Below are 23749 nucleotides of genomic sequence, written 5' to 3' on the forward strand. Positions count from 1 at the left end.
TTTTACAGAAAAGTTCTTCCTGGTATAATGTTAGCATATTACATTGTCTAAAAAATAACAATATATGCATTGCACGTTATCGTAATAAAAAACAAAAGCTGCATTGTACGAATCGTATATTATGGAGAACGCTCTAATGAAACTCAGTATGTGGATGCTGGCCCATTGGCTGAAAAGATACAGCCCGGAGGTCCAGATTGTAAATGGCGGTATGGTTCTAAAGAAGCTGCGAATAGTATCTGGTAATCAGAAATCTGATAATAGAGAAGTGGATAAGACAGCCCTGCTGATACAAAGCTCAGTCGGTTTTCAGTCGGAAAATACCGATAAAGAGGAGATTCTTTTATCAAATTGCGGTGACAGTCTCCGCCTTTTAGGATATCCGCAGGAAGTTATTGTAAACGAAATCAGCAGTGCTTTTGCCTATTATAACGACTGGGAAGAACGATTGCGCCTTGCCGCAGGGAGTGCCGAACCCGAACAGAATATCATTGATGAATGTACCAGTCTGTTTGGCCCAATATTTTTAATTGATATGGAGATGCGGAAAATTGCCATGTCAGCACAATATGGCGCTGGAACAGTAAGTCCGGTGTGGGACGAGCTGCTTGCTAAGGGAGTGTCCTCATTTCATGTAATGGAAAAGCTGAGAAATACCTGGTTTTTCAATAATTACACCAGCCTGCACAAATGTAGCGTAACGGAAATCGAGAATGTGGAAGAAGTGATGCCCTATAATAAATGCATTATTATCAGTCAGGTCAATGACATGGGCGAGGTAATCGGCCAGATGTTAATCAGCAGTAAGGATGCTTTTGAAATGGCAAAGCTGCAGCTTGCCACCGTAATCTACGAAGTGCTGTCAACCATCCGTCCCAGGAGACCCAGTACCAGTAACAAAGAAGTGGTCAGCAACTTTTTCTCTTCTATGCTTTACAGTTCCGAGCAAAAAAAGGAATATCAAAGTTTTATTTATTCCGTGAACTGCTGGAGTCCCAAGGAGGAATATTGTGTGGTGGTATTTAAAAAGACGGCAGCCCAGATTCTTGTCAATGCAAAGACCACTCTCTCCATGATCAGTGACCTGCTTGAGCATTGTATTATAACCCATGAGAAGGAATACATTACTGCCTGCATTAACGTTACCAGAAACAGCAGATATCAGCAGCAGATTCAGCAAATCTGTACAAAAAGATGGTACGTATACGGTATGAGCTTTGTTTTCGAGGGTATGGAATCGGTATATGAAATGAAAAAACAGGCTATGCTGGCTCTTGCGGGAAACCGCAGCCTCTTTTCAGAAGTTGCTTTTGATTCACTGATTCACTCTATTGAAGATCAGAATTTTGTAATTGCCTGTATTCATCCGGCACTGCGCAAGCTTAAAAATTATGACCAGGAAAATCATACCCAGCTTCTCCCTACCTTGAAAGTTTTTCTGCAATGTGAAAGGAGCTGGGTACGAACCGCTGAAGAATTAGAACTTCACCGAAACACAATAATATCCCGGATGAGCAAGATTTCCGAGCTTCTTTGCCTTGATTTTGATGATGCCGACGAAAGAGAATATCTGCTTTATTCCTTTCGGATTCTAGCAAGCCGCAATGAATAAATCTGATATTAGATAATTGTCATGTGTGAATTGCGAGATTAAATGATAGTAAACATTTATTTACATAATTGAAAGCAATCTGGTGATATGTCCATACTATCATATTTTTTTATAACACTTGGGGCGAAAAAGGTGCGCGGCACTGATCTTGAATCATTTATCGAAAGCTACAAACTTGATAATTAATGTTCCATTCTTCAAGTAGGACGAGTAGAACAAAGGCCTGCTGCCGGGAAACGTAATTGTACATTGAAAAGGGATATAATACCATATTGACATGGAACAATCGTGTCACTGCAAGGGCGTTGGCCTTCCATCATACATAGATGGGAGGTGGTGCGGATGAAATATGACTTTAAAGACCTTATGACCTTTGGTATGTTCATAGTCGCATTACTTACCTTTATTTTCGTTAATTGTAAGTAGTGTTTTGGATTGTCAACAGTTTTCTAGACAACTTTTTTAAGGGTAATCATTCTATACTTCACCGGTGATAGATATCCCAGTGAAGAATGAATTCTGTGGTTGTTGAACCAGTTTACATAATCAGCCAATTCAATTTGAAGATGGTATAAGCTGCTAAAAATCTGGTTTCTGACGAACTCTGTTCTGATTATTTTAAATGTTGCTTCTGAAACTGCATTATCATAAGGGCAGCCTTTATGGCTGAGAGAGCGTTGAATTTCAAATGCTTTCAGAGTTTCATCAATCGTCTGATTCTTGAATTCGTTTCCACGATCCGTATGAAATATCTGGATATCTTTCAGATTTCCCTTTACGGACTGAAATGCCTGTTTTACAAGGTCTGCTGTTTTGTTGCGTCCGGCACTGTATCCGATTATTTCTCTATTAAAGAGGTCAACAAGGACACATATGTAGTTCCAGCTCATGCCGACCCGGACATATGTTAGGTCACTTACAACAATATTTCTATATGGTTGTTGATTGAACGTAAGCGCTATATAAAATAGCGCTTACGGTGTTACAATGGATTTTTTGATGCAGGGAGTGTTACACTTTTGGATTGCATTTCGTTACAGTTTTATTTTACACTAAACATGTAGTAAAAAACCATAAAATATATTATATATTTGCAATTAACCTTTAGGACGAAAAACCCCACGATAAATGCGAAAATATTTATAAGAGTAATAATATGGTACAATATACATGTGACCATGTAACTACAATATCTATGAGAAACAATGAAACTAATTAATTACCAAAAAATGGAGAACTTCAATGAAGAAGATGAAAAAAGTATTAACTCTATTACTGGCTGTTATTGTATTTACGAATACAAATCTTATTGCATATGCAAGTAGTAAAACAGTTATTCCAAGCACAGATACCCATTCAAAAAGCATCGGAAATATTATTGTTACAAACCAAGGAATTTATATTAATGACGTATATTATACTCAAGAAGAATTTATACAACTTCTTGACAGCGCACAAAAAGAGGAAGTTGCAAATACGAACGCCTTACCATTAATTATTGCAGCAGGTACTTGGCTTATTCCCACAGTTGGAACAGTTGTCGTTACAGCAGCAGGTTTAATACTTTTAGATGGTGTAGAAGTTAAAAATAATACCTGGGTATATAAAGCTGTTATAGAATGGTTTAAAAGTAAAGCTGATGGTAATAATAAAAAGTCAGGGAAACCCTATAAAAACAACAAGGAAGCTAATAAACAAGCACAAAAACATGGATATAAGGATGCTCACGATTTAAAAGAAGCGTATGTTGGCAAAGATCTGGCTAAATATGATATGAAATATGATACTAAAACTGGTGAGATTTATTTAGAAAGTAAAAATGGAAAAATTCAGGTTCCAACAGGATTATACAATAAATAGAAAGGTCAAATTTGTATGAATGATAAAAAAATGCCTTTGTTGAGCGTGGAGTTTAGTCTGTCCTCTGATTTTGCTGATCTAGAAAGAATTACTAATATTTTAGAATTAGTTCCAACGAGGACGAGAAAAAAACAAGACTGGCCTCAAGGCTCTAGGGATACTGGAGTAGCATGTGATTTGTGGGAAATAAGTACAGAGCAGGAAACAAGTAAATCTGTAGATGAAGAATGTAAAAAAATGATAAATAAATTGAGAGGTAAGGAGAAACTTATACGAGATTTATGTGAAGAGTATAATATGGAATCACATTTTGAAGTTGTTATACATATGGTCAATTCTGAAACACCGGCAATTTATTTAGAAAAAGAGTCAATTTATTTCCTGTCTACTATTAATGCAGATATCGGGTTTGATATATATACTTACGAAGATGAGGAGGACTACTAATCCAGTTTATTTTTAGCGAGAGTAAATTTGCCCGTAATGCATTTGGCGTTCTTTCCACAGATATTTTATACTGACAAAGTGTTCAATACACTAGAAATTGGATTGTCAACAGTTTTCTAGACAACTTTTTTAAGGTTAGTAAGTCGATATTCTTTAGGGGTTAAATAACCAAGTGAGGAATGAATCCTATGGTTATTTAACCAGTTTACATAATCACATAATTCGTATTGTAACTGTTCCAGCGTCTCATATTCCTGGCCTTTCACGAATTCGGTCTTGATGATTTTAAATATGGCCTCTGCCACCGCATTGTCATAAGGACAGCCTTTCATGCTCAGGGAACGGCGAATATGAAATGCCTGAAGTGTTTCATCCAGAGTTTTATTTTTAAACTCATTTCCACGGTCGGTGTGGAAAATTTGTATTTTTTCCAGATTAACATTGACTCTGGAAAAAGCTTTGCTCACCAGCAGGGCATCCTTATTCTTGCCAGCACTGTAACCGATGATTTCCCGGTTGAACAGATCAACAAGCACACAGATGTAATTCCAGCTGTTTCCTACCCGTACATAGGTCAAATTGCTGACTACAACGTTATATTGAGGCTGATCGGAGAAATCCCGGTTTACTATGTTTTGAACTTTGGATTCATTGCATTTCTCTACAGGTGGTTTGTATTGTGCTACAGTATAGGAGGATACAAGCCCCTCCTGTTTCATGATTCGCCCAATGCGCCTACGGGAAACCCTGAGGTCTTTTTTGGAAAGCTCCACTTTGATTTTCCGGGTACCATAATTATTCCGGCTCTGCCGGAATATCTCCCGGATTTCAGCTGCCAGACGATCTTCTTGTTGTTTCTGCGTTGCTTCATAATAATAGGAACTTCTGGGGATGTTTAGAACTTTACACATTGCTGATACAGAGTATTTGTGAGCATTTGCCCTAATCACATTTACTTTCGTCCTAAAATCAGCGCTGCTTGTTTGGCGCTGCCCACCCTTGGTGTAAAATGTCGTTCTCCATCTCCAATTGTTTATTTCATTTACGCAGTTCAACTAATTCTTGCTGTTCTGTGGAACGGTTATCTTTCTTGTGAAAAGAACCAGAAGTGGCAGACTGCTTAAGCCACTTATCCAATAGCGAGGTGGCGATATCATATTCGCGGCAGATATCACATTTTCTTTTTCCATTTTGATACAACTGAACTAACTGCTGCTTAAATTCATCTGTATAGGAACGAGGCTTTCTTCTTTCGGTCATAATCGTAACTCCTTTTCTACTTTCTATTTTACATGACCTTAAAATATCTGTCCAATTTATTGTAGCCTATACAGAATCAGGAAGTAATTCATGGTGAAATTGTAGAGGAAGCGGCATAAAAGTACCTACCGTAATTGTTTTGACTGTTCCATTGTATTCTGTTATGTGCTTGTGTTATAATATATTTACAAGGAAGGAGTGATGACATGTTAATGAATGATGCTTTGAAAATGTTATATAAAGAGTGCCAGAAATTGGAGCCGGATGAGGCAACGCAGTTGATTCTTGGTGCGGAAACGGAAGAAGAGCAGGAGTTTTATTCCATGGTCAGCGACCTTGTTCTTCAGCAGAGACAGAGAAAAGTAATTGAGGAGAATCGTTTTTGATGAAACAATATATTGTTTTTGCAGGGGTGAATGGAGCAGGGAAGTCAACACTATATTAGACATTTCCAAGATTCCAGCATATGCCCAGAATAAACACGGACGAAATTCTTAAGACGTTTGGGGATTGGAAGGTCACCAGTGATGTTATGAAAGCCGGGAAGTTGGCTGTCCAAGAATTAAATCGGTGTTTGTCTGCAGGAATTTCCTTTAATCAAGAAACAACTCTCTGCGGTAAGACCATTTTTAAAACGATAGAAAAGGCGAAGAACCAGGGGTATTCCATTGAACTGTATTATGTTGGAGTGAATACTGTGGAGCTGGCTAAAGAGAGAATTGCCTACCGGGTATCAAAGGGAGGGCATGGAATCCCAGATGCGGACGTGGAAAAGAGGTATCAGGAGACGTTCCAGAATCTTAAGCAGATTCTTCCTATGTGCAATCTGGCTTCTTTGTATGACAATACGGAGAAATTTAGAAGAATTGCCATTTATAAAGATGGAATTCCGGTTCGTATTTCCCATAATGTGCCGGACTGGTTTCAAAAACATATTCAATAGAAAATGCCCTTACAGTGTAAGCTGCAGGGGCTTTTTGCTGTAAAAGAAGGTGATGATATGAATTTGAAAGACTTAATGGAACAGTTAGTTTGTGGGTGTCATATTGTATGGAATGTTTAAGCAGGGTGTTAAGTCAGGATTAATGAGTAAGAATCCTGTAGCAATGGCAACTATACCAAAAGCAAAGCAAATGCAAAAAATGGAGGACGTATTTAAATAAGTCTTGATAACTGGTATTCTGAATGATATACTATACCCGTCAATAAGGTCGTGATATAAGGTTCTGAATGCCAGCTTTTATGTGTAACAGTGTAAAAACTGTGTAGCAGTCATTCTTACATAGACATTGTTGATTCAATAAGGCCGAGAAACCTTTGATTTACAAGGATTCTCACAACAAAGACCGGTGTGTTCGAGACCTTCCACACCTAAAACAAAACTTCATTTTTGGATTGTTTATCATGTCCTATCATGCGCTACAGAGTACTGAAAATCAGTATTTTTGTAGCGCATTTTGCTATCATCGTTTATCATGCTCTATCTTAGATGGGGTATGAATGGGGTATAAATTAAAGTATTCCATGAGTGATAAGAGGTGTTTAAGGGGATATTAACAGGTTTTACCTTTAATGGTATTGACATTATGGAAATTGTATTACCTGGACCTGATGGAGCTATGTGTAAATCTCAGTTGGTGGCTGATGGTGATAAGGTATATGCCATAGATTCTGATGGGAAAATGGTTGCTGCCGAAATTCAACTATACACTAAGCGTTGGTGCATTAGATTACAAAGGATTAGTAAATAACAATAAAAATATGGAGATACGATAGCACTGTTTTTTTATCTACCAAAATGCTCTCAATAATTATATGTTTTTTCTTGTTTACATTAATATGTATTTCTTCTTTTTTATAAATATGCGCAAACAAGGAGGTGTGACATTGGTTGAGAATTAAGTCCGCTCAAACCAAGAATCTTATTAACTTTATAATTTTATTAATAATTTCACTATTTACTGTACATTTTATTTATAGTATACTTTCATTGAATGAAGATTAGACTAGCCTTGTAAATACTTATGAAAAATTTTCGAGTAATTTAAATCCAAATAAAAAAGGATAGATAATGAGCAAGAAATTCAATGAGAAGATACGTTTAGATCGTCGAAGCCGTAAACTCCAAAACAAAAAATATCATAAAAGAAAAAAAAGGCGCTCCAGTTCTAAGTTAAGTGCTACAGCGGTTACAAAAAACAGCGCAAGCAATTACATTAGGAAAATTATTGAATCCCATAAAGAGGTCCCTAAAACCTTTAGTTTTACCAGTTCTCCAGTTGTTACCATTGATTTCTTTAATGATTTAGTTCTAGACATTACTAATAAACAATATAAAAAAAGTTTTTTTATAAACTCTTCCGAAGTTGAATTTGTTACGGTAGATGCATTGATATATCTCATAGCCATAATGCATAATATAAAAATAAATATTGAAATGCATTATACCTTTAGGGGGAATCTTCCTGAAAATGAAAAGGCTAGTATTGTTTATAGGGAATCCGGATTTATGACTTATGTAGAATCAAAATTAAGACGTTTACCAGATAGTACTAATAAAATGAAAATTACATCAGGTAATAAGAACGATCCACAAATAGCCAGCCAAATGTGTAAATTCGTTATGGATAAATTAAACAAAAAAATAACGGATACACTAAGTCTACACAAAATACTCATTGAATTAATGTCAAATGTATACCATCATGCATATAATAATACAGATATTAATAAGAAACAATGGTATGTTTATGCAGAATTAATTGATGACTACATTCATTTTGTGTTTGTAGATACCGGAGCAGGCATTGCACGCACTGTTAGAAAAAATATTTTCGAAAAAATTGGAAGATCTACTGGCGCACTTTTTAACGATGGAGATTTAATTTTTTCTACGCTAAAAGGGGATTTCAGAACAGAGACGAAAGAGACTCATAGAGGAAACGGGCTTAGTGGGGTTAAAGATTTAGCGGCATCTGGGTTGTTCAGGAATTTTACTGTTATATCTGGTAGCGGTAGTTGTGTAATTTCCGATGATGCAAGCAAAGAATTAGTAAAAAGTAATTACAACAATTCTATTTTCGGAACAATTTTTACATTTGATGTTGTTTAGGAGGTATAATATGAATGTTATAAATATAAGTGAAGTTTTTTCAAATACACCTGGTGGGAGATACAAAGACGAAGGCGATTTTTCTGGCGAAGAATTTCGCGAATCTATACTATTACCAGAATATGAAAAAGTTGAAAATACTGATAATAAATTAAAAATTAACTTTGACAATTGTTTTGGTTTCGCCACATCATTTTTAGAAGAATCCTTTGGAGGCCTTGTAAGAAAATACAAAAAAAAGAACGTGCTGTCACATATAGAGATTATCTCTAATGATGATGAAACAATACCTAAACTAATTCGAAATTATGTTGAAGCTGCTGAAAAGAAAATATAAGGAGATCAACAGATGAATTATAAAAGTATACTTTCTGGAATCTTTATGTTCGCAGTTGCATGTGTTGCGATAATTCTAGTATTAAAAAATTATAACTCTACAGACTTTTATCAAGCGAGCTTACTTCAAATATTAACTTTTATACTCGCTACAATAATTTCAATTATTTTTGTACAACATAGAACTGATAAAAGAAGAAAAATTGATTGTATAGAACATATAATTATTGAAATCCAAAATGTAATTCAGCATAATGAAAATATATTTTCATTAAAAAGTGATGCACTTATGTTGCAAGCCTCAGCTGCAAATAAGATTATGTATATAAAGGACATGGGATTTCCTCAAAATCAAAAAGATATTGCTTACATATATGATGAATTTCAAGAATTGAGAGACCTTTATGGGAATCATGTTAAAACAGAAGAAGATTTGGAAAGTATAGAAAATGATTTAAAAAGACACAAGTTAAACATTACCACTAAATGCGACAAGGTTCGATTAAGCTTATATGATTTGTAAGTGATAATAACTAAATATCAAATCAGATTGTGCTCTAAAAATATAAGGCGGCTCCGTGAGGAAACCGCTTTTTTATTGCCCTAAAACCATAGCCCACTGACATACCGTTACATAGGATAACAGTTTTAAGCTTACATCAGATCAGGAAGGAGTGAGCGTTACATGTCATAACCAAGAAGCTTAATAAGGAGCAGAAATAGGATAGCATATCATTAGGTTTAGTTATTCCAGCGCCTTGTTGTGTTAGTATTTAGAATGAGATATTATAATGTATCTTGTTCAGTGATAAATGGTAGTCCTTCATCTGGAAGGTCGTCAAAAGGATCTATATTTTTATTTTTATTTTTCTGTATAATATCCTTTTTCCATAACTCATACATAGTAGTTCCAATTTCTTTTCCTCTGCAAAACTCCTTTGTTTCATTCCACTCTTTCATAAAATCATTAAGATACTCGCCATAATAAAAGTTACTTTCAAAACATAGCCCATATAAAGTAACATCATAAGGCTTTGCTCCATCATAACTTAAATCGTATCTGGTTTCCTCCATTGCACTGATTGAAGTTTGTGTGGCATCTTCTATTAAAAATAAGCTCTCAATAATATCTCCTATAGTTTTTAATTCTTTTTTCTTTTTAATTGTTTCTGTATCATCTATCCCAAGAAGCCAATCAATAGATATATCGTATTGTTCGTGTAGATTTAACAACATTTCTATAGAAGGAACTTTATCACTTTTCACATTTTCATAGCTAGAATAAGCAGCTTGGCTGCATTGCATGGCTTCGTACATTTCCTTCTGTTTAAGTTTGTTTTCTTCTCTAAATTGCTTTAATCGTTCTACTAATTTTCCTTTTTTTTGCTCTAACATTACTAAACCTCCTTCGATTATCACAATATAATACATCAATATAAAAATGCGTAATAATTATATATTGGCAATATAACAACTTAATTAGTGATATAACTATGAAATGGTGATACAATATCATTGTAGCATATAGCTGTTTAATTGTCTATAGATAAAGACAGGTGGAAAGGAAAAAATATGAAAGCAAGAACTGTGAACACAGTAACAGGAGAAAATCGCCTAATGGATACTGATGAATTACGAGCCTATACCAATTTAGGGCGCGATAATGCCATGAAGTTAGGGGAAGAGATCGGAGCCAAAATAAAAGTAGGTAAACGCGTCCTTTGGGATCGTGTGAAATTGGATCAATATCTTGACGAATTAACGGGGGCATGATTATGCAAGAGCGTAAACGATTGGGGTTAATAAAAAAAGCCCAGAATCACACACCGATGCAGGAGACGGCGGCAACCGTACCTGAAAAAACCTTACCATTCGTGGTAATAGAGGCTTTACATACTGGAAAAGAAAATGCTATCAGCGCCCAGGACCTATGTACATATCTTGGATTTAATAGTGCACGGGAGTTGCAGCACGAGATTGCCAGGGAAAGAAAAGCCGGCGCAGTAATCCTTTCTACTTGCCAGGAGGGAGGAGGTTACTTTCTTCCGAGCAATGAGAGGGAAGTCAGGCAGTTCATAAAGACCTTAGAGAATCGAGCTAAGAATACCTTTGAGGCACTGCGTTCAGCCAGATTATTCTTACGGCAGCAGGAGCATTCTAGTGACGAATAAAAGGCTAAGTATGCCAGGTTAAGAGAGGGCCTTTGATGAATGGAAAGAAAGGAGTCTATGGAATAGTGTATCAAAATGTAATGCGGAGCTCGGAGTTAAGTCCAGAAAGTAAAGCAATATATGGCTATCTGGCCAGTTTTGCCGGTTGCGAAAATACATGCTTCCCATCCAGGAAAATGATGTTGAAAGAATTACAGATGAGTGAAACAAGATTTTCAAAGCACATGAATCCTTTAATAGCACTTGGAGTTGTTTCTGTAACGAGAGAGCGAAACGGTAATGTGTATGGGAAAAATATATACACTATAAACCATGAAATTCAAATCATAGAAAAACAAGTTTCCCGATACTCGGGAAATGAGAGTGCCGAGAATGAGAGTGCCGAAAACCTTAGTACTAACAGTAACAGTATTAACATTAACAATATTAACAATAACAATAAAGAATATAAAGATATAGTCGAGAAGAACCTCGACAAGCCCCCATACAAGGAAATCATTGATTATCTTAATGACAAAACAGGTAAGGGATATCGGTGGCAGGGAAAGGCTACACAAGGCCATATCAACGCTCGTTTTGCGGAAGGGTACACCTTGGAGGACTTTAAGAAGGTCATAGACAACAAGGCAGCAGAGTGGAAGGGCGGAAAGATGGAGCAGTACTTAAGACCAGAAACACTGTTCGGGACAAAGTTTGAAGGATATCTTAACCAGCAGCAGGGAGAGGAGGAAAAAGAAAACGGAACTAGTACAGGGGAATCAACATCAGATCACTATTTCAGGAAATACGGTGTTAGGATTGATTAAATTTGTGCAAAGAGTACCGGGTGGATCGTTTGTAACTTATGATGTGGAGCATTATGGAGAAACACAACCGTTTTGGATTCCAGATGGTACAGTAATGGGAACGGAGGAGCGAAGAAATCAAAGTATGATTCCGCCAGAGTATGTTTATAAAACTGCCAAAGAGTTTCAGTGGGATATATATGGCGAAAATGTAAAGCTCCAGAAGCAGATCGTAAACGCATTTACCGTAAACTTTAGGGAATTTGAAAGACAAGGGCGGGGATTATACATATACTCTGGAACCAAAGGGTCCGGCAAAACCATGTTGGCCTGCTGTCTTTGCAATGAAATCATAGAGCGGTATGGTATCTCGGTAAAATTCATATCTGTGCCAGATTTCGTGGAGTTAATCAAAGATAAGCGTGAGGGAAGCAGAGAGAAGACCGATTCCATATATCAGACCAGGCTATTGGTTTTAGATGATATTGGAGCACAGACAGGGAAGCAGGAATGGATTGACAATGCTCTTTTCCGCCTTGTTGATTACCGGAAGAGGGAATTCCTGCCAACCATATTCACAAGCAACAGTGATGCTGAAAAGCTTAAGATGGACGATAGGACTGTTGACCGGATCGTATCAATCTCTACAGATGTGAAAATACCGGAGCGCAGCATTCGCAGAGAAAAGGCAGCAGAATCCAATCGAATGTTTATTCAAGGACTTCTTGATGCAGAGAAGGCTTAAACCGAAAGAAAATGAATGGAGGTAGAAAAGATATGGAGTCAGTAAAAGAACGGGCTTTAACCGCAATCAAAGCAAGGAAGGATTTAAGCCCGCCGATGATTAGTGTGTATAACCTTCTAAGAATAGGCAAGGTAGAAACGTGGGCTGGTCAATGCTGTGATCGCATAGCGGATGCAAATCTTATCGACATGGAGGACGTGCAAATCGATTTTATCAATATGCCAGGGCTTTGCCTTACTGCCGATGGGATTATGGCTTGCCAGGACATTCTGGAATCGTACATTGGAAAAGATACTATTCGTGATGCGTTTAAATGGATGTGTTCTGAGGAATCCATAAATGCAGATGTAAATACCGCGGTTCAAGTTTTGCGAGGACTGAATGGTTGGAGATTGAGAAAATTGTACAGAGAAGCAGATTCATTACAGTTATCGGAAGGTATCAATGCCCGGGAACTAATTCGAGAAGAAATGCACCAGCGTTCACCTTTTATGGCACTGGCTCGCAAAGTTAAGAAAGAATACCGGTTGCTGCCTGTCAGGAGGATTCTTTTAAGAACAAAAATGAGTAGCAGCCAGTAAAAACGTAGTTATTATGGTTGATAACGCAGTAACTACGAGGAAGGAAAGAAGATGTACTGTGTCATTCAGGAAATTGAAACCAGGAGGCTGCAAAAGAATGGGCATCCGAAACGGATTGAAACTTACTTTACTAAAAGTAATATCATACCCAGTTACTACGGTTATTGCTACAGTACAGAACGGTTTGAAAGGCCAATTAAAAAGGCTTATCGGATCAGCATTCATGAAAGCTATAGGGAAGACGGGAAGATAAAGAAAAAGCAGTTTGTAATATGTACTGTGAATTATTATGATTTGGCTGATGATATCTTTACTCTTTATGATTGGGGAGATAAGAAGATGTGCATTGCAGCAGATGCCTTGCACTGTTCTGTGGAATCTTTATATAACCTGATTGAAAAGAAGCTAAATCCTCTTATAGAACGTATTCAAGCTGAATTTGCTCAAACGGAAGAGTTTACGGTTCATAAAGAGCATGAGCGCATAACGACTCTATACGCTTTCAATAAGGCTGAATTTAATGAAAGGTATGGAACTGTAGGCTCTAAGGCTTATGACCAGTGCTATGACGTTTTTGGAGTGTTACAGGACCCAAAGAGGCTTAAGGAGATAGAGGAGGAATACTTAGATAGAATAAACTACGAACAACGAAGCAGGGAACAGAGCCGGAGTTATTATGAAAATTCTTACAGTAACTACAATAGGAATAGTTCCAGCAGCTTTGGTTCTGCCGGTGATCAACGAAATGAGGAGAGCAAAGCCACTCTTAAGCAGTTTTACCGGACGCTTTCCAAAGTATATCACCCAGACAGTAATCCCGGGAAAGATACATCAGAGGAAATGAAGATTCTTAATCTGCTTAAAACGGAGTGGGGGCTGTAGTAGTTTGCCGCAGTATCAAAATCAAAGGCGCAGGCCTTGAGAATAAAAGAAGAAAGGAACTTATGAACATGATAGCAATAGGTATTTTATTATTTGTGATTGTATGTGAGTTGGCAGCAATTTACGGAAAGATGGAGGAAAAGAAGCATGAATAAAAATAACATGCAAAATCAAAGAGCTTTGATTTCAGGGTGCCTGGGTAGACTGAAAGAAGCACTAGGAGACTTTGAGCCTGTCATTAAGCAGGCGGAGGAAGGGCTTCCCATTGTTCTTAATGCAGCATCACAATCTATGCAAAGGGAAGCTGAATACATGAGGAAATATAAACAGAAGTACGATAAAGAAATGAAAAAATATGAAGAAATAATGATGGAGGAAAATATCAATGAGTAATAAAATGCAAAGCATTAATTTTTCGGACGGTTATAAATCTTTCTGTATTAACGATGATCCAGATCGGGTAATAAGGTTTAACCCTACGGATATTGATATCGTAAAGCGATTTAATCAGGCAATGAAAGAATTGAGAGAAGAAAAGGATGGACTGGAGGACGTAAATATCAATCCAGATGGCACGATTGCCGTTGACGATGATACCACACTGGAAAAGACTTCGGAAGTGCTGGAAAAATTCAATCAGGTGATTCGTGAAAAGCTGAATTTCATCTTTAAATCTGATGTATATGACACCATATTTGACGGTCAGTCCCCCATGGCTATTGTGGGAAAGGAAAGGCAGCTGTTGTTTGAGGCTTTTATGGACGCAGCATTTCATGTGATTAATGAAGAGGTTGAGAAAGCCACAAAGGAAAGGGTTAATAAGTATGTGTCTAAATATAAAAAGGAAACAGTTCGGGGGTAATCATACATGAATGAAGAAATGCAAAGAGTGATAGAAGAGATACATAGCCGGGGGAATACGGCAGAGATCAAACAGCGCAAAGACGATGTTATTGTTTTGGAGGTAGTTAAAAAAATTGCATATAAGTGTGACAGGCAAAAGGGTGCTTGTTAAAGGCTAAATGGTGCCGATGGTTTTCAGAAATGGAAGCCGTCGGCCTTTTTATTTGAGGTGGTGAAACATGGAGCAATACGATGGCTCGGTACGTATTGATACAAAAATCAATACAGATGGTGCAGAAAAAGGAACCAGGAATTTAAAATCAGAATTTGAAAAGATCGTATCCAGTGCGCAAAAAGCAGGTGACAGAGTGAATGATAGCTTTTCAAAATCTATGAAACAGGTTGGATCGTCTACACAAAATGTTAGTTCCGGTTATGATCCGAAGGCGATGGAGATGGTTTTTGGTCAATCGGCGGCTCAAATCGGAAACTATGCGCAGGCGGTTGAAGTGTATGGGCAGATGGCCGGAATGGCAATGAATAAAATAGACGTGGATAGCCAGCAGGCGGCTTCCTCTTTAAAAAACGTATCAAATGCGGGGCAGCAGACCGGAGGAGCTTTGAAAGAGGTTTCCAGCGGGGGGAAAACCGCTTCTGAAGCATTAAAGCAAACGGCTACCGCCGGTCAGACCTCAATGGTAAGCCTGAAAGATTCTGTTTTATGGGGAATGAGCACAGTAAAAAACACATTAACATCTACGATTGCGAATATTCCAACTATCATTCGATCAGGATTCAGTAAGGTTCCAGTTATTGCAGGATCTGCATTGAAAGGTATGGCAGCAGCAGGGAAGACAGCTTTTAATTCTCTGGGTAAATTTTCAATTAAGGCAGCAGGACAGATGATTAACTTTGCCAAAAGTGTGATGAAATCAGTTGGGAAAATTGCAAAATCTTTTTTAAGCCTAAGAAAGAATACGCAGAAAACGGGAAAAAGTCTTAACTTGCTGGGAATGCTTTTTCATACTCTTGTGTTCAGTGTGTTTTATAAGGCTATAAACGGTATTACGTCTGCAGTAAAAGAAGGAATTGAGAATCTTGCCCGATATTCCGATGAAACAAATCAGACAATTTCCACACTGAAATCATCATTAACAACGCTAAAGAACAGCTTTGCAGTAGCTTTCGCACCGATCATAGAATTTGTAACGCCCGCATTGACAAAGCTAATATCCAAAATGGTGGAGTTAAATAACTGGATTTCGCAAACGCTGGCAGCTCTGGCCGGGAAAGATACTTTTGTAAAAGCGGTGCAGGTACAAGAAGACTATGCAGCAAGTCTTGATGCAACAAAGAAAGCCACAAAGGAAGCGGCAAAGGAATCAAAAAAGGCTACATTTGCATTTGACACCTTGATACAGGCACAGGGTAAGAAGAAGGACGAAGAAGAATACAAAGGTCCGACCCCGGATCAGATGTTTGAAACGGAAAAAATAGCAGATAATGTACAAAAATCCGCAGATAAAATAAAGGAATTGCTTAATAGTCTGGATTTTGCAGGAATAGGAGAATTGTTAGGACAGAAGATCAATGCAGCCATTGCTCAGATTAGTTCTTACATTGACTGGAATAATGTAGGGGATAGAATCACTCAGATTGTATCAAGGTTTGTGAGCTTATTCAACTCCTTGGTATCAACCATTAATTGGGATTCCCTGGGAAGAATGGTGGGGAAGGGTATTAATACAATCGTAAATACTCTGTACCTTCTGTTAAATGGGATTGATTGGAGAAAGTTAGGGGAATCTCTCGCAAAAGGTCTAAATGGGCTTATTTATGAAGTTGATTGGGAAAAGTTCGGTGCCACTATCGGAAGTCTTATCCAGGCAAACATCGACCTATTATATGGTTTCGTGACTACTGCAGACTGGCCAGCTATAGGGAAAGCCATGGGAGATAGTGTCATGGGCCTGATAAACAGGATTGATTGGGCCAGGTTTGGGGAAACCATGGGAAAGACACTGTCAGGCATTATAAGCAGTGTACATAATTTCATCAACACAATAGACTGGACCGAGTTGGGAAAGAAAATCTCCACAAGCCTTAATAATTTCTTTTCGAATGTTGATTGGGCCGATTTGGGTCAGACTTTGAGTGACTTTGCATTAGGTATTTTGGATACACTGCGTACTGTCTTAAAAGAAACTGACTGGGAGGCGATAGGCGAGGACATAGGCGAATTCCTCGTTAATGTTGATTGGTGGGGCATATTCACCAGTGTTGTCGATGTAGTTGCTAGGATAGCTTTAGCAGTAGTAAAAGCCGCGTGGGGATTGTTAAAAGTGGTTGGAAAGGCCTTATGGGACGGTATTGCAGAAGGAGTCGCAGATTTCTCAGAAAATCCCGGAGAATGGATTAAAAAGCATATTGTCGATCCGTTCGTAACCTGGATTAAAGACTTGTTTGGGATTCATTCGCCGTCTACGGTTATGGCTGAAATCGGAAAATATCTAATTGCCGGTTTGATCCAGGGACTTGAAAATTCAATGGGTAATCTTGCAAGACCATTGAATAACCTGTCTGATAAAATTAAAAATGGGTTCCAAAGTGCATTTGAAGGAGTGAAGAACATCGCCGTAAATGCCATGAATTCCATCATTGATGTTCTGAATCGACTAAAATTTGATGTACCTAACTGGGTCCCTGAAATTGGTGGGAAGTCCTTTGGATTTAATATAAAACATGTAGCTGTTTCTGGAAACGCATTCTCTTCTTCTCGTTATCCGGCCAATGCTTATGCTGCCTACTCCAATAACATTCCGCGTTTGGCAACAGGCACTGTAGTGCCTCCGAAAGCTGGTGAGTTCTTTGCAATGTTGGGAGATAACAACAAAGATTATGAGGTCGTATCCCCTCTTGGAACAATCAAGCAGGCGGTACTTGAAGCTATCGGAGAAGCCGGAGGACTTGGCGGCGGCACCATACAGGCAGATTTAATTATGGACGGTACAAAGTTCGGGCAGTTAGTTTATAAGTATAACAACAAAGAAAGTCAGCGAGTGGGCGTGAGAATGGTAACAAATGGGGAGTAAGTACCTCCCAAAACCTCAGTTTCTATTATTTATAGTATTAAAAGAGTAAAAAGACACAAGAATACTATTTAAAATACTATGGAAGTAGAGGAAGAAATAAATGAATGCAGAACAGGAAGTTAAAATTATGTACGATGCAGAGCATATAGCGGAGCACGTGGCACGCATCTTGTTAAGTACAGCAAAGTATCCAGAGTTCCAAGCTGGTGGTGTTCCGGTAGAAGTGGCCGCCGCAGTTTATGGAAAAGATGCAACGTGGGTACGGCAGGGGATAGAAGATGGTTGGTTACCCATTGGACACATGACCAGAAGTGAGAATAAAAGGAATTTCTATATATCCCCCAAAAAGCTATGGGAAGATACGGGATTTGTGTGGAAAGACAGTAATAATGCTAGACGTTATGATTAATATCACAAAACGTGATGCAAGGTTAAGAAAGGCAGGTTATTCAGGGGGCGGCTGAAAGTTCAGCCCTCCCATATTGCCTAATAAAAGATTGAAAAAACTTGAGGTTTCAACCTATATAGTTAATGCAGGGAGGCAGCAGGATATGACCAACGAGGAGCTTGTAATCAGAATTAAAGCAGGAATTAACCCGGAGGAAGATATGCTTGCTTTGTATAATCAGGTAAAAGCCTTTATTCGTAAAGTAGCCTGGAAATACAGGGGGCAAGAAGATATTGAAGACCTGGAACAGGAAGGTTTCCTTGCCTTATATGATGCGGTTAGAGGTTATGATCCGAATACCGGATATAAATTCCTTACCTATGCCGAGAAATGGTTTAGACAGGCAATGGGAAGATACATAGAAAAAAACTCTAGTAGTCTGCGGATATCTTATCAAAGCCACGCAAGATTACGGAAGTATAACCAGTTCCACGATTCCTTTGTAAAAGAATATGATCGTGAACCATCAGAAGCCGAAACGGCAGCTTCTATGGGCTTAAGTATAGATCAGGTAAGAGATATCCGTAAGAACGTCTGTATGGTGAATCTGGTAAGCCTGGACGCTCCTGTGAAGGGTTTTGAGGAGGAAGGGTTTACAACGGGTGACAGTATTCCATCGTCTGAAGATATGGAAGCGGAAACTCTTGACCGGCTGCAGCAGGAACAGCTTAAGACTGTATTATGGGGGTACGTGGACAGTTTGCAGGATAGGCAGCCAGAAGTGATCCGCAAGAGATACATAGGCAACATGACTTTGGAAGCCATAGGAAACGAACGTGGAGTAAAGCCTGGAGTTATCCGAAAGGAGGAACTTAAAGCAATGCGGGAATTACGGAAACCTCATATCAGCGGAAAGCTGAAGCCGTTTTTACCTGAAGCAGATGTGATTTATAGTATGGGAATAAAGGGAACTGGTTACGAACGGTTTAATCAGACATGGACCAGTGTGACAGAAAGGATGGCCCTCCATCTTGAGGTATGAGAGAATATAAAATATGACTGTTATCAAGTGACTTACAATTCTTTTGTTTGGCGATATACTGGAATTATCACAAATGAAGGAGGTAAAATATGCCAAAAGTAAAACTTACCGATTATGAACAAAAAAGACTAATTGCTCGTGCAACTATCAAAAATCGAATGGAAATTAAACAAATTACCGTAAGGGGAATTGCAAAACGGTTAAACAAACCAGTAAGCACATTATACAACCGTTTTGCACATCCTGAAATTATGAGGTTAGATGATCTATGGACCTTGGTATCAATTCTTGGATTAAGTGATCAAGAGATTTTACAGATTGTCAGAGGGAGGGAAGATGTATAAAGAGGATTGGTTTTTGAATGTTGTACAACAAAGAAAGTACAACAAAAGAATTACGTAAAATAAAGCAGAAAGGAACGACTTATCCTTGGGGACGGCTCAAGTTTTAACACTCCTATTTATAAAAAAAGCATGATTATATGCGAACGGTGATGCTTGTAAATGCTAGTATTTTAAAAGCAACCGATGTTAGGAAATGTTAGGGTTGTTCCCTAAGAAGCCCTAAGGTATTACGCATTGTTGTGTGCTCCCCAAATGATTGGTAATTGTATGCAACAGCCTGCACTTAAAACCCTAGTAAACCCTAGTATATCCTTGTATGATCCTCGGATAGAAATGCTAGAGTGATTTAAACTGGAAAGTGCAGATTATATCATGAAAATAGTATGTAATGTAGGCCCTTTTTAAAGAAAGAATGAATGCAACGCAAAGCGAACGTTGCAAAATGAACGTTGCGAACGTTCGGTATTCTCGCAGCCGAAAATTCGGCCACCAATATATAAGCTGGTACGGCGATTTTGCCGACTCAGAGCAATCAAGAGTAATATACTGTTTGTTGAAAAATGTTGGCATATCTGCCTATATAGCTGTTAGGCAAAATAGATTGGTAAGCTTCAAGCGGAAAGTAAAGCTATATGAATCTATGATTTAATAAACAGTAGAGGAGATATTATGAGTAAATACGTGATAACTGCGGCTGAGATCGCTGAAATTTTGGAGGTATCTGATCGAACTGGATACATCATTATAAAGAAGCTGAATAGAGAATTAACTGAAAAGGGGTACATGACACAGTCTGGAAGAGTCGCACGCAAATATTTTTATGAAAGGTTTGGTCTGGAGTTCTCCTGCGAATCGGAGAAGAAGTAAGTACATATTTAACCGTCTAAATAGAATTAATTGACAAAATGTTAGAAAGTGCAGGGACCGTCCTTAAATAGAACAAGGCAAACTCTATCGTTTTATTGACCTCAACAAAATGATCGTAAACATCATTTTCGTCATTTTCGTAACCTGTTTTCTTCTTTTTAATTATATTGATGTACAGCTAATGTTGACAATTGTCGGTGTTTCAACTTATATAGCAGGAACATTCAATCCAATGCACAAGGCAGTGGAAAATGGTTGCATTTTAAGAATATAGCTTATCAGCCTGCCAAGAACAAAATATTTAAATAAATGATGACTTATGATGCCTATTTGTATATATAGAGGACCGGTAAGCCGGCTGGCAATTAAGAAAAAGCAGTTAAGCTACTACAAAACACTACAATTTTAGCCTGTATAGCAGAATAACAGGAACACCAGATATCATATACAAATTAGTTGCAATTAGTGGCATATCTGTACATATAGCGGATTATTCAAGTGGATAGCGAATGTTGACATATTGGCTTATATAGCTACTTCCAGTAAGAAATGCCAGAGAAGGAGCAAATCGTTACAGCCTTTTGATGTAAGCCACAATACAACTGATGACCTCCATAAACCTCCCATTAAAACCTATATAGTAGAGCACCTCCAATTTAAAAATAATGACTTCTGTTGACCTATTGGACTATATAGTTATCTTACGATCAAACAAGAGGAATTACAACCGCTGCAGCAGGTCAGAGCCTAAAATTAGGCTGTGATGCATTATTCTTTTACGGGTATATCCCTGTAGGAGACTAACTGAATAACATGGAAAATTCCATTGTACTTTAATACCTGGTAGCTCTTATAGTAAAGAATTCGGACTCCTCAATTCTAAAGAGTCGTGATGGGGTACTTTTATATAAGGAGATGCGCATATAAGAAAAAATGAATAGAGCCGAAAATTCGGCTGTATGAAAGACAACGCAATATTGCACAGTCCTACTAAGAGGACGGCTAAATTTTAAACTGTCAGGGCGGAGTTTTACGTTGAGAGTTTTGCAGCCTTGAACGTAGGGAGGAGGCGATGGTTGCAATAGACCAGAAGTGAAAGAAGTGTCGCATTATAATCAAGGTCACAGATTGACACCCCGATATAATAACGGGTGCTCAGTCTATACCCCCGTCAGCGACAGCCTGTCCCTCTCAGATGCCAGGGTTCAACATGACGTAGAGCCCTGGCATTCATTACTAGAGGCGAAGGGGTCACAGTTTGATACCCCTTCCATTCGTCTCGGAGGACGAGTATAGAAGCAAATTTGATTTTGTGGCTGCTGGTAGATCGGGAAAGTTTTCGACATGAAGGTCGAAAAGAGTTGACCCCCTCAGTTTGCAGGGGTCAATTATTAGTATATATTGACCGTGTCAGTTTGACACCCTTAATGGAATGATCAAGGAGATAAGAGGAGAATAGACCGGCATAATTGTGCGTCTAGTTGCCAGGAAAAGTAATTGCACATTGAAATGGGATATGTTACCATAGTGACATGGAACAATCGTGTCACTGCAAGGGCGTTGGCCTTCCATCATACATAGATGGGAGGTGGTGCGGATGAAATATGACTTTAAAGACCTTATGGCCTTTGGTATGTTCATAATCGCATTACTTACCTTTATTTTCGTTAATTGTAAGTAGCGTTTTTCTATAAAGTCCCGGAAACGGGCATAGAAAAACCACCCTTGTAAAACATTGGACGTGTTTGAGGGTGGAATTTTCTATCTTATTCATGGCCAACCCCTTGTAGGGGGCGGTTGTTCCTTTTGTAATTCTAATATAGCATATCTGCAATTCAAAATCAAGAGAGCAGTTCCTATTTTCATACTTCCTTATTGTCACGTTCCATGGTTTCAGCTATTGCCCGGTTGATAAAACTATTTAATGTTTCGCCGACAGAGGCAGCATGGCTTTTTAATTCGTCCTTTTTTCCTTTCGGCTTTACGGTCAGTTCGATTCTATCATAATTATTTTTAACGTATTTATGAACCGCTTTTTGTTGTGCCTTACTGATTTTATTTTCTTCTGTCATATAGCTCACTTCCTTTCATAATTGGTTGGGGCCAAATTGAACAGACCTCATCCACCTTACATTTATTTTAACACAAAAGTCTATTCACGTAAATATAAAAAATGAACAAATATATTCACGTAAATATATTAAATGTGCCGATAGACTATTCACGTAAATAGATATATAATAAGTACATAAGACAACAAAACAACAAACCACCGATAACCCCGAAAAGGTTATGAAATTCCAGTCAATATCCCTGTGAGTGAGCCAAGGCAAAACCAATAGTCGGGAAGATTACCGGAACGGTGCAAAGATTCAATCCCGGTGAGGAGGAGCCAAGGTTGGCGAACAATAGCCCGGTAAGAATCTGCAAGAAAGAAGGGAGAACACACAATGTCAGAGAGAACATTACTTAAAAAGGTAAATAGTTTAAAGGATTTGGAAATTCAGAAGAAAGCCATTGAAAAGCAAATGACGGGCCTGCAGGAAGAAATCAAAAAGGAAATGGAGGTCAGAGGAGCAGAAGAGGAAGCAATCGGAGAATGGATTGTGAGATTCAAAGCGGTAATGAGTAATAAGTTTAACAGCAAAGCCTTTGCAGCGGACCACCCCATTCTTTATAAGAAATATATGGCTTCCTCACAGACTATGAGATTTACGGTCCAGTAAGCGCACAGAGCTAATAAAAAAGCCCAGGTAGTAGCGAGTAACGGCAATTACATAGACCTGCTTCCATATCACACACCAAGATAAAAACCCTATGCATCGGCAAACGCACAGGGCTAATAAAAAAATTTAACCCGATCACACACCATGCAAAAGGGATACTTTGATTATAACACAGTTCTATCCCTTTGCAACCCCAAAATAAAGGAGAGCTTTCAAAATGGATAGAGAATTCTATATAAGTAGTAAACTTGGAGACATTGAGGTATTAGCTCAAAAAGCCAAAGTAATGATTGAGGATGTTACAGAAGGTTATTTTAGTGAAAGTCTTGAAACGTCAAAGGATGCGTGGAAAATTGGGGGACCTTTTTACGATAAGGCAAGCACGAAGGCAACTATTATAAATGATATAATTTTTGAACTTATGGTGGGCCTATCGAATCTGCGTAGTGTTCTGGAAGCCGAAGGTGATGATGTAGAGCAAGAAATAAAACTATATGACTTTATGGATAAACATAATTGTGATAGGGAGGTTGCGGAGCTTCTGCTTCAGCACCAAAAAGAGCAGGAAACAACTTAACAATATATTTTTAGAATAAGAGTTTGATGTTGAAAAATGTTGAAGAAATGCAGCATATAGTAACTGTACTGTTGCATTC

Annotated in this window: 26 protein-coding genes and 2 pseudogenes; 24 read left to right on the forward strand and 4 right to left on the reverse strand. The window is 38.1% G+C overall.

Going from position 1 to position 23749, the window contains the following annotated elements; genetic code table 11:
- Positions 1–136 precede the first annotated feature (136 nt).
- Positions 137–1612, forward strand: a complete 1476-nt coding sequence (locus tag VIG27_RS00525) for a helix-turn-helix domain-containing protein (protein ID WP_394524317.1) — start codon at positions 137–139, stop codon at positions 1610–1612.
- Positions 1613–2061: 449 nt separating this feature from the next.
- On the opposite strand, the pseudogene VIG27_RS00530 reads toward VIG27_RS00525, so the two are convergent.
- A pseudogene (locus VIG27_RS00530) lies at positions 2062–2562 on the reverse strand (IS3 family transposase); the annotation flags it as partial.
- Positions 2563–2854: 292 nt separating this feature from the next.
- Between VIG27_RS00530 and VIG27_RS00535 the strand changes: the two are divergent.
- Together VIG27_RS00535 and VIG27_RS00540 are read left to right on the forward strand one after the other, a co-directional pair.
- Positions 2855–3472 (forward strand): hypothetical protein, encoded by a 618-nt coding sequence (locus tag VIG27_RS00535; RefSeq protein WP_394524320.1) that lies wholly within the window; start codon positions 2855–2857, stop codon positions 3470–3472.
- 15 nt (positions 3473–3487) lie between these two features.
- Positions 3488–3919: a DUF4279 domain-containing protein gene (locus tag VIG27_RS00540; RefSeq protein ID WP_394524321.1), complete on the forward strand. Its 432-nt coding sequence runs from the start codon at positions 3488–3490 to the stop codon at positions 3917–3919.
- Between the two features lie 116 nt (positions 3920–4035).
- Here VIG27_RS00540 and VIG27_RS00545 read toward each other — a convergent pair.
- Positions 4036–5179 (reverse strand): annotated as a pseudogene (locus tag VIG27_RS00545) (IS3 family transposase).
- A 206-nt stretch (positions 5180–5385) separates the two neighbouring features.
- Between VIG27_RS00545 and VIG27_RS00550 the strand changes: the two are divergent.
- The 5 genes from VIG27_RS00550 (at position 5386) to VIG27_RS00570 (ending at position 9150) form a co-directional block, all read left to right on the forward strand.
- The gene (locus VIG27_RS00550) at positions 5386–5565 is read left to right on the forward strand and encodes a hypothetical protein (protein ID WP_318063293.1); all 180 of its coding nucleotides are present in this window, start codon (positions 5386–5388) and stop codon (positions 5563–5565) included.
- A gap of 80 nt (positions 5566–5645) precedes the next feature.
- Positions 5646–6122, forward strand: a complete 477-nt coding sequence (locus VIG27_RS00555; RefSeq protein ID WP_394524326.1) for a zeta toxin family protein — start codon at positions 5646–5648, stop codon at positions 6120–6122.
- 1128 nt (positions 6123–7250) lie between these two features.
- On the forward strand, positions 7251–8291 hold the full coding sequence (locus VIG27_RS00560) for an ATP-binding protein (RefSeq protein ID WP_394524329.1): 1041 nt from the start codon (positions 7251–7253) through the stop codon (positions 8289–8291).
- A 10-nt stretch (positions 8292–8301) separates the two neighbouring features.
- The gene (locus tag VIG27_RS00565; RefSeq protein ID WP_394524331.1) at positions 8302–8628 is read left to right on the forward strand and encodes an STAS-like domain-containing protein; all 327 of its coding nucleotides are present in this window, start codon (positions 8302–8304) and stop codon (positions 8626–8628) included.
- Positions 8629–8640: 12 nt separating this feature from the next.
- Positions 8641–9150: a hypothetical protein gene (locus VIG27_RS00570; RefSeq protein ID WP_394524334.1), complete on the forward strand. Its 510-nt coding sequence runs from the start codon at positions 8641–8643 to the stop codon at positions 9148–9150.
- Positions 9151–9413: 263 nt separating this feature from the next.
- Here VIG27_RS00570 and VIG27_RS00575 read toward each other — a convergent pair whose 3' ends face one another.
- On the reverse strand, positions 9414–10022 hold the full coding sequence (locus VIG27_RS00575) for a helix-turn-helix domain-containing protein (protein WP_394524339.1): 609 nt from the start codon (positions 10020–10022) through the stop codon (positions 9414–9416).
- A gap of 222 nt (positions 10023–10244) precedes the next feature.
- On the opposite strand from VIG27_RS00575, the gene VIG27_RS00580 reads away from it, so the two are divergent.
- The 14 genes from VIG27_RS00580 to VIG27_RS00645 all read left to right on the forward strand — a co-directional run bounded on the left by VIG27_RS00580 (position 10245) and on the right by VIG27_RS00645 (position 20367).
- Entirely contained in the window at positions 10245–10400 is a 156-nt protein-coding gene (locus VIG27_RS00580; protein ID WP_394524342.1) for a DUF6462 family protein, read from the forward strand.
- Positions 10401–10402: 2 nt separating this feature from the next.
- A complete protein-coding gene (locus VIG27_RS00585) occupies positions 10403–10798 on the forward strand; it encodes a hypothetical protein (protein WP_394524344.1) in 396 nt (131 codons plus the stop codon).
- A 35-nt stretch (positions 10799–10833) separates the two neighbouring features.
- Positions 10834–11604, forward strand: coding sequence for a conserved phage C-terminal domain-containing protein (locus VIG27_RS00590; protein WP_394524348.1), 771 nt, complete (start codon positions 10834–10836; stop codon positions 11602–11604).
- The gene (locus VIG27_RS00595; protein WP_394524351.1) at positions 11588–12328 is read left to right on the forward strand and encodes an ATP-binding protein; all 741 of its coding nucleotides are present in this window, start codon (positions 11588–11590) and stop codon (positions 12326–12328) included. Before VIG27_RS00590 ends, VIG27_RS00595 begins: the two co-directional genes overlap by 17 nt.
- Positions 12329–12360: 32 nt before the next feature.
- Positions 12361–12909 carry a hypothetical protein gene (locus VIG27_RS00600; RefSeq protein ID WP_394524353.1) on the forward strand — a complete coding sequence of 183 codons (549 nt, stop codon included), beginning with the start codon at positions 12361–12363 and terminating at the stop codon, positions 12907–12909.
- A gap of 51 nt (positions 12910–12960) precedes the next feature.
- Positions 12961–13791 carry a hypothetical protein gene (locus VIG27_RS00605; RefSeq protein WP_394524355.1) on the forward strand — a complete coding sequence of 277 codons (831 nt, stop codon included), beginning with the start codon at positions 12961–12963 and terminating at the stop codon, positions 13789–13791.
- 147 nt (positions 13792–13938) lie between these two features.
- Positions 13939–14184 carry a hypothetical protein gene (locus VIG27_RS00610; RefSeq protein ID WP_394524356.1) on the forward strand — a complete coding sequence of 82 codons (246 nt, stop codon included), beginning with the start codon at positions 13939–13941 and terminating at the stop codon, positions 14182–14184.
- Positions 14177–14653, forward strand: a complete 477-nt coding sequence (locus VIG27_RS00615; protein WP_394524357.1) for a hypothetical protein — start codon at positions 14177–14179, stop codon at positions 14651–14653. Before VIG27_RS00610 ends, VIG27_RS00615 begins: the two co-directional genes overlap by 8 nt.
- A gap of 6 nt (positions 14654–14659) precedes the next feature.
- Positions 14660–14806: a hypothetical protein gene (locus tag VIG27_RS00620; protein WP_394524358.1), complete on the forward strand. Its 147-nt coding sequence runs from the start codon at positions 14660–14662 to the stop codon at positions 14804–14806.
- 67 nt (positions 14807–14873) lie between these two features.
- Positions 14874–17726, forward strand: a complete 2853-nt coding sequence (locus VIG27_RS00625; protein WP_394524359.1) for a phage tail protein — start codon at positions 14874–14876, stop codon at positions 17724–17726.
- Between the two features lie 100 nt (positions 17727–17826).
- Entirely contained in the window at positions 17827–18135 is a 309-nt protein-coding gene (locus VIG27_RS00630) for a hypothetical protein (protein ID WP_394524360.1), read from the forward strand.
- A 142-nt stretch (positions 18136–18277) separates the two neighbouring features.
- Positions 18278–19156 carry a sigma-70 family RNA polymerase sigma factor gene (locus tag VIG27_RS00635; protein ID WP_394524361.1) on the forward strand — a complete coding sequence of 293 codons (879 nt, stop codon included), beginning with the start codon at positions 18278–18280 and terminating at the stop codon, positions 19154–19156.
- Positions 19157–19245: 89 nt separating this feature from the next.
- Positions 19246–19500 (forward strand): hypothetical protein, encoded by a 255-nt coding sequence (locus tag VIG27_RS00640; protein WP_394524362.1) that lies wholly within the window; start codon positions 19246–19248, stop codon positions 19498–19500.
- A 669-nt stretch (positions 19501–20169) separates the two neighbouring features.
- On the forward strand, positions 20170–20367 hold the full coding sequence (locus VIG27_RS00645) for a hypothetical protein (protein ID WP_394524364.1): 198 nt from the start codon (positions 20170–20172) through the stop codon (positions 20365–20367).
- A 1862-nt stretch (positions 20368–22229) separates the two neighbouring features.
- On the opposite strand, the gene VIG27_RS00650 is transcribed toward VIG27_RS00645, so the two are convergent.
- On the reverse strand, positions 22230–22439 hold the full coding sequence (locus tag VIG27_RS00650) for a hypothetical protein (RefSeq protein ID WP_394524365.1): 210 nt from the start codon (positions 22437–22439) through the stop codon (positions 22230–22232).
- A gap of 378 nt (positions 22440–22817) precedes the next feature.
- Between VIG27_RS00650 and VIG27_RS00655 the strand changes: the two genes are divergently transcribed.
- Positions 22818–23093 carry a hypothetical protein gene (locus VIG27_RS00655; protein WP_394524367.1) on the forward strand — a complete coding sequence of 92 codons (276 nt, stop codon included), beginning with the start codon at positions 22818–22820 and terminating at the stop codon, positions 23091–23093.
- A gap of 217 nt (positions 23094–23310) precedes the next feature.
- On the forward strand, positions 23311–23670 hold the full coding sequence (locus VIG27_RS00660; protein ID WP_394524369.1) for a hypothetical protein: 360 nt from the start codon (positions 23311–23313) through the stop codon (positions 23668–23670).
- The last annotated feature ends 79 nt before the right edge of the window (positions 23671–23749 follow it).

It is taken from the genome of Lacrimispora sinapis (assembly GCF_043633585.1).
Taxonomy (GTDB): Bacteria; Bacillota; Clostridia; order Lachnospirales; family Lachnospiraceae; genus Lacrimispora; species Lacrimispora sinapis.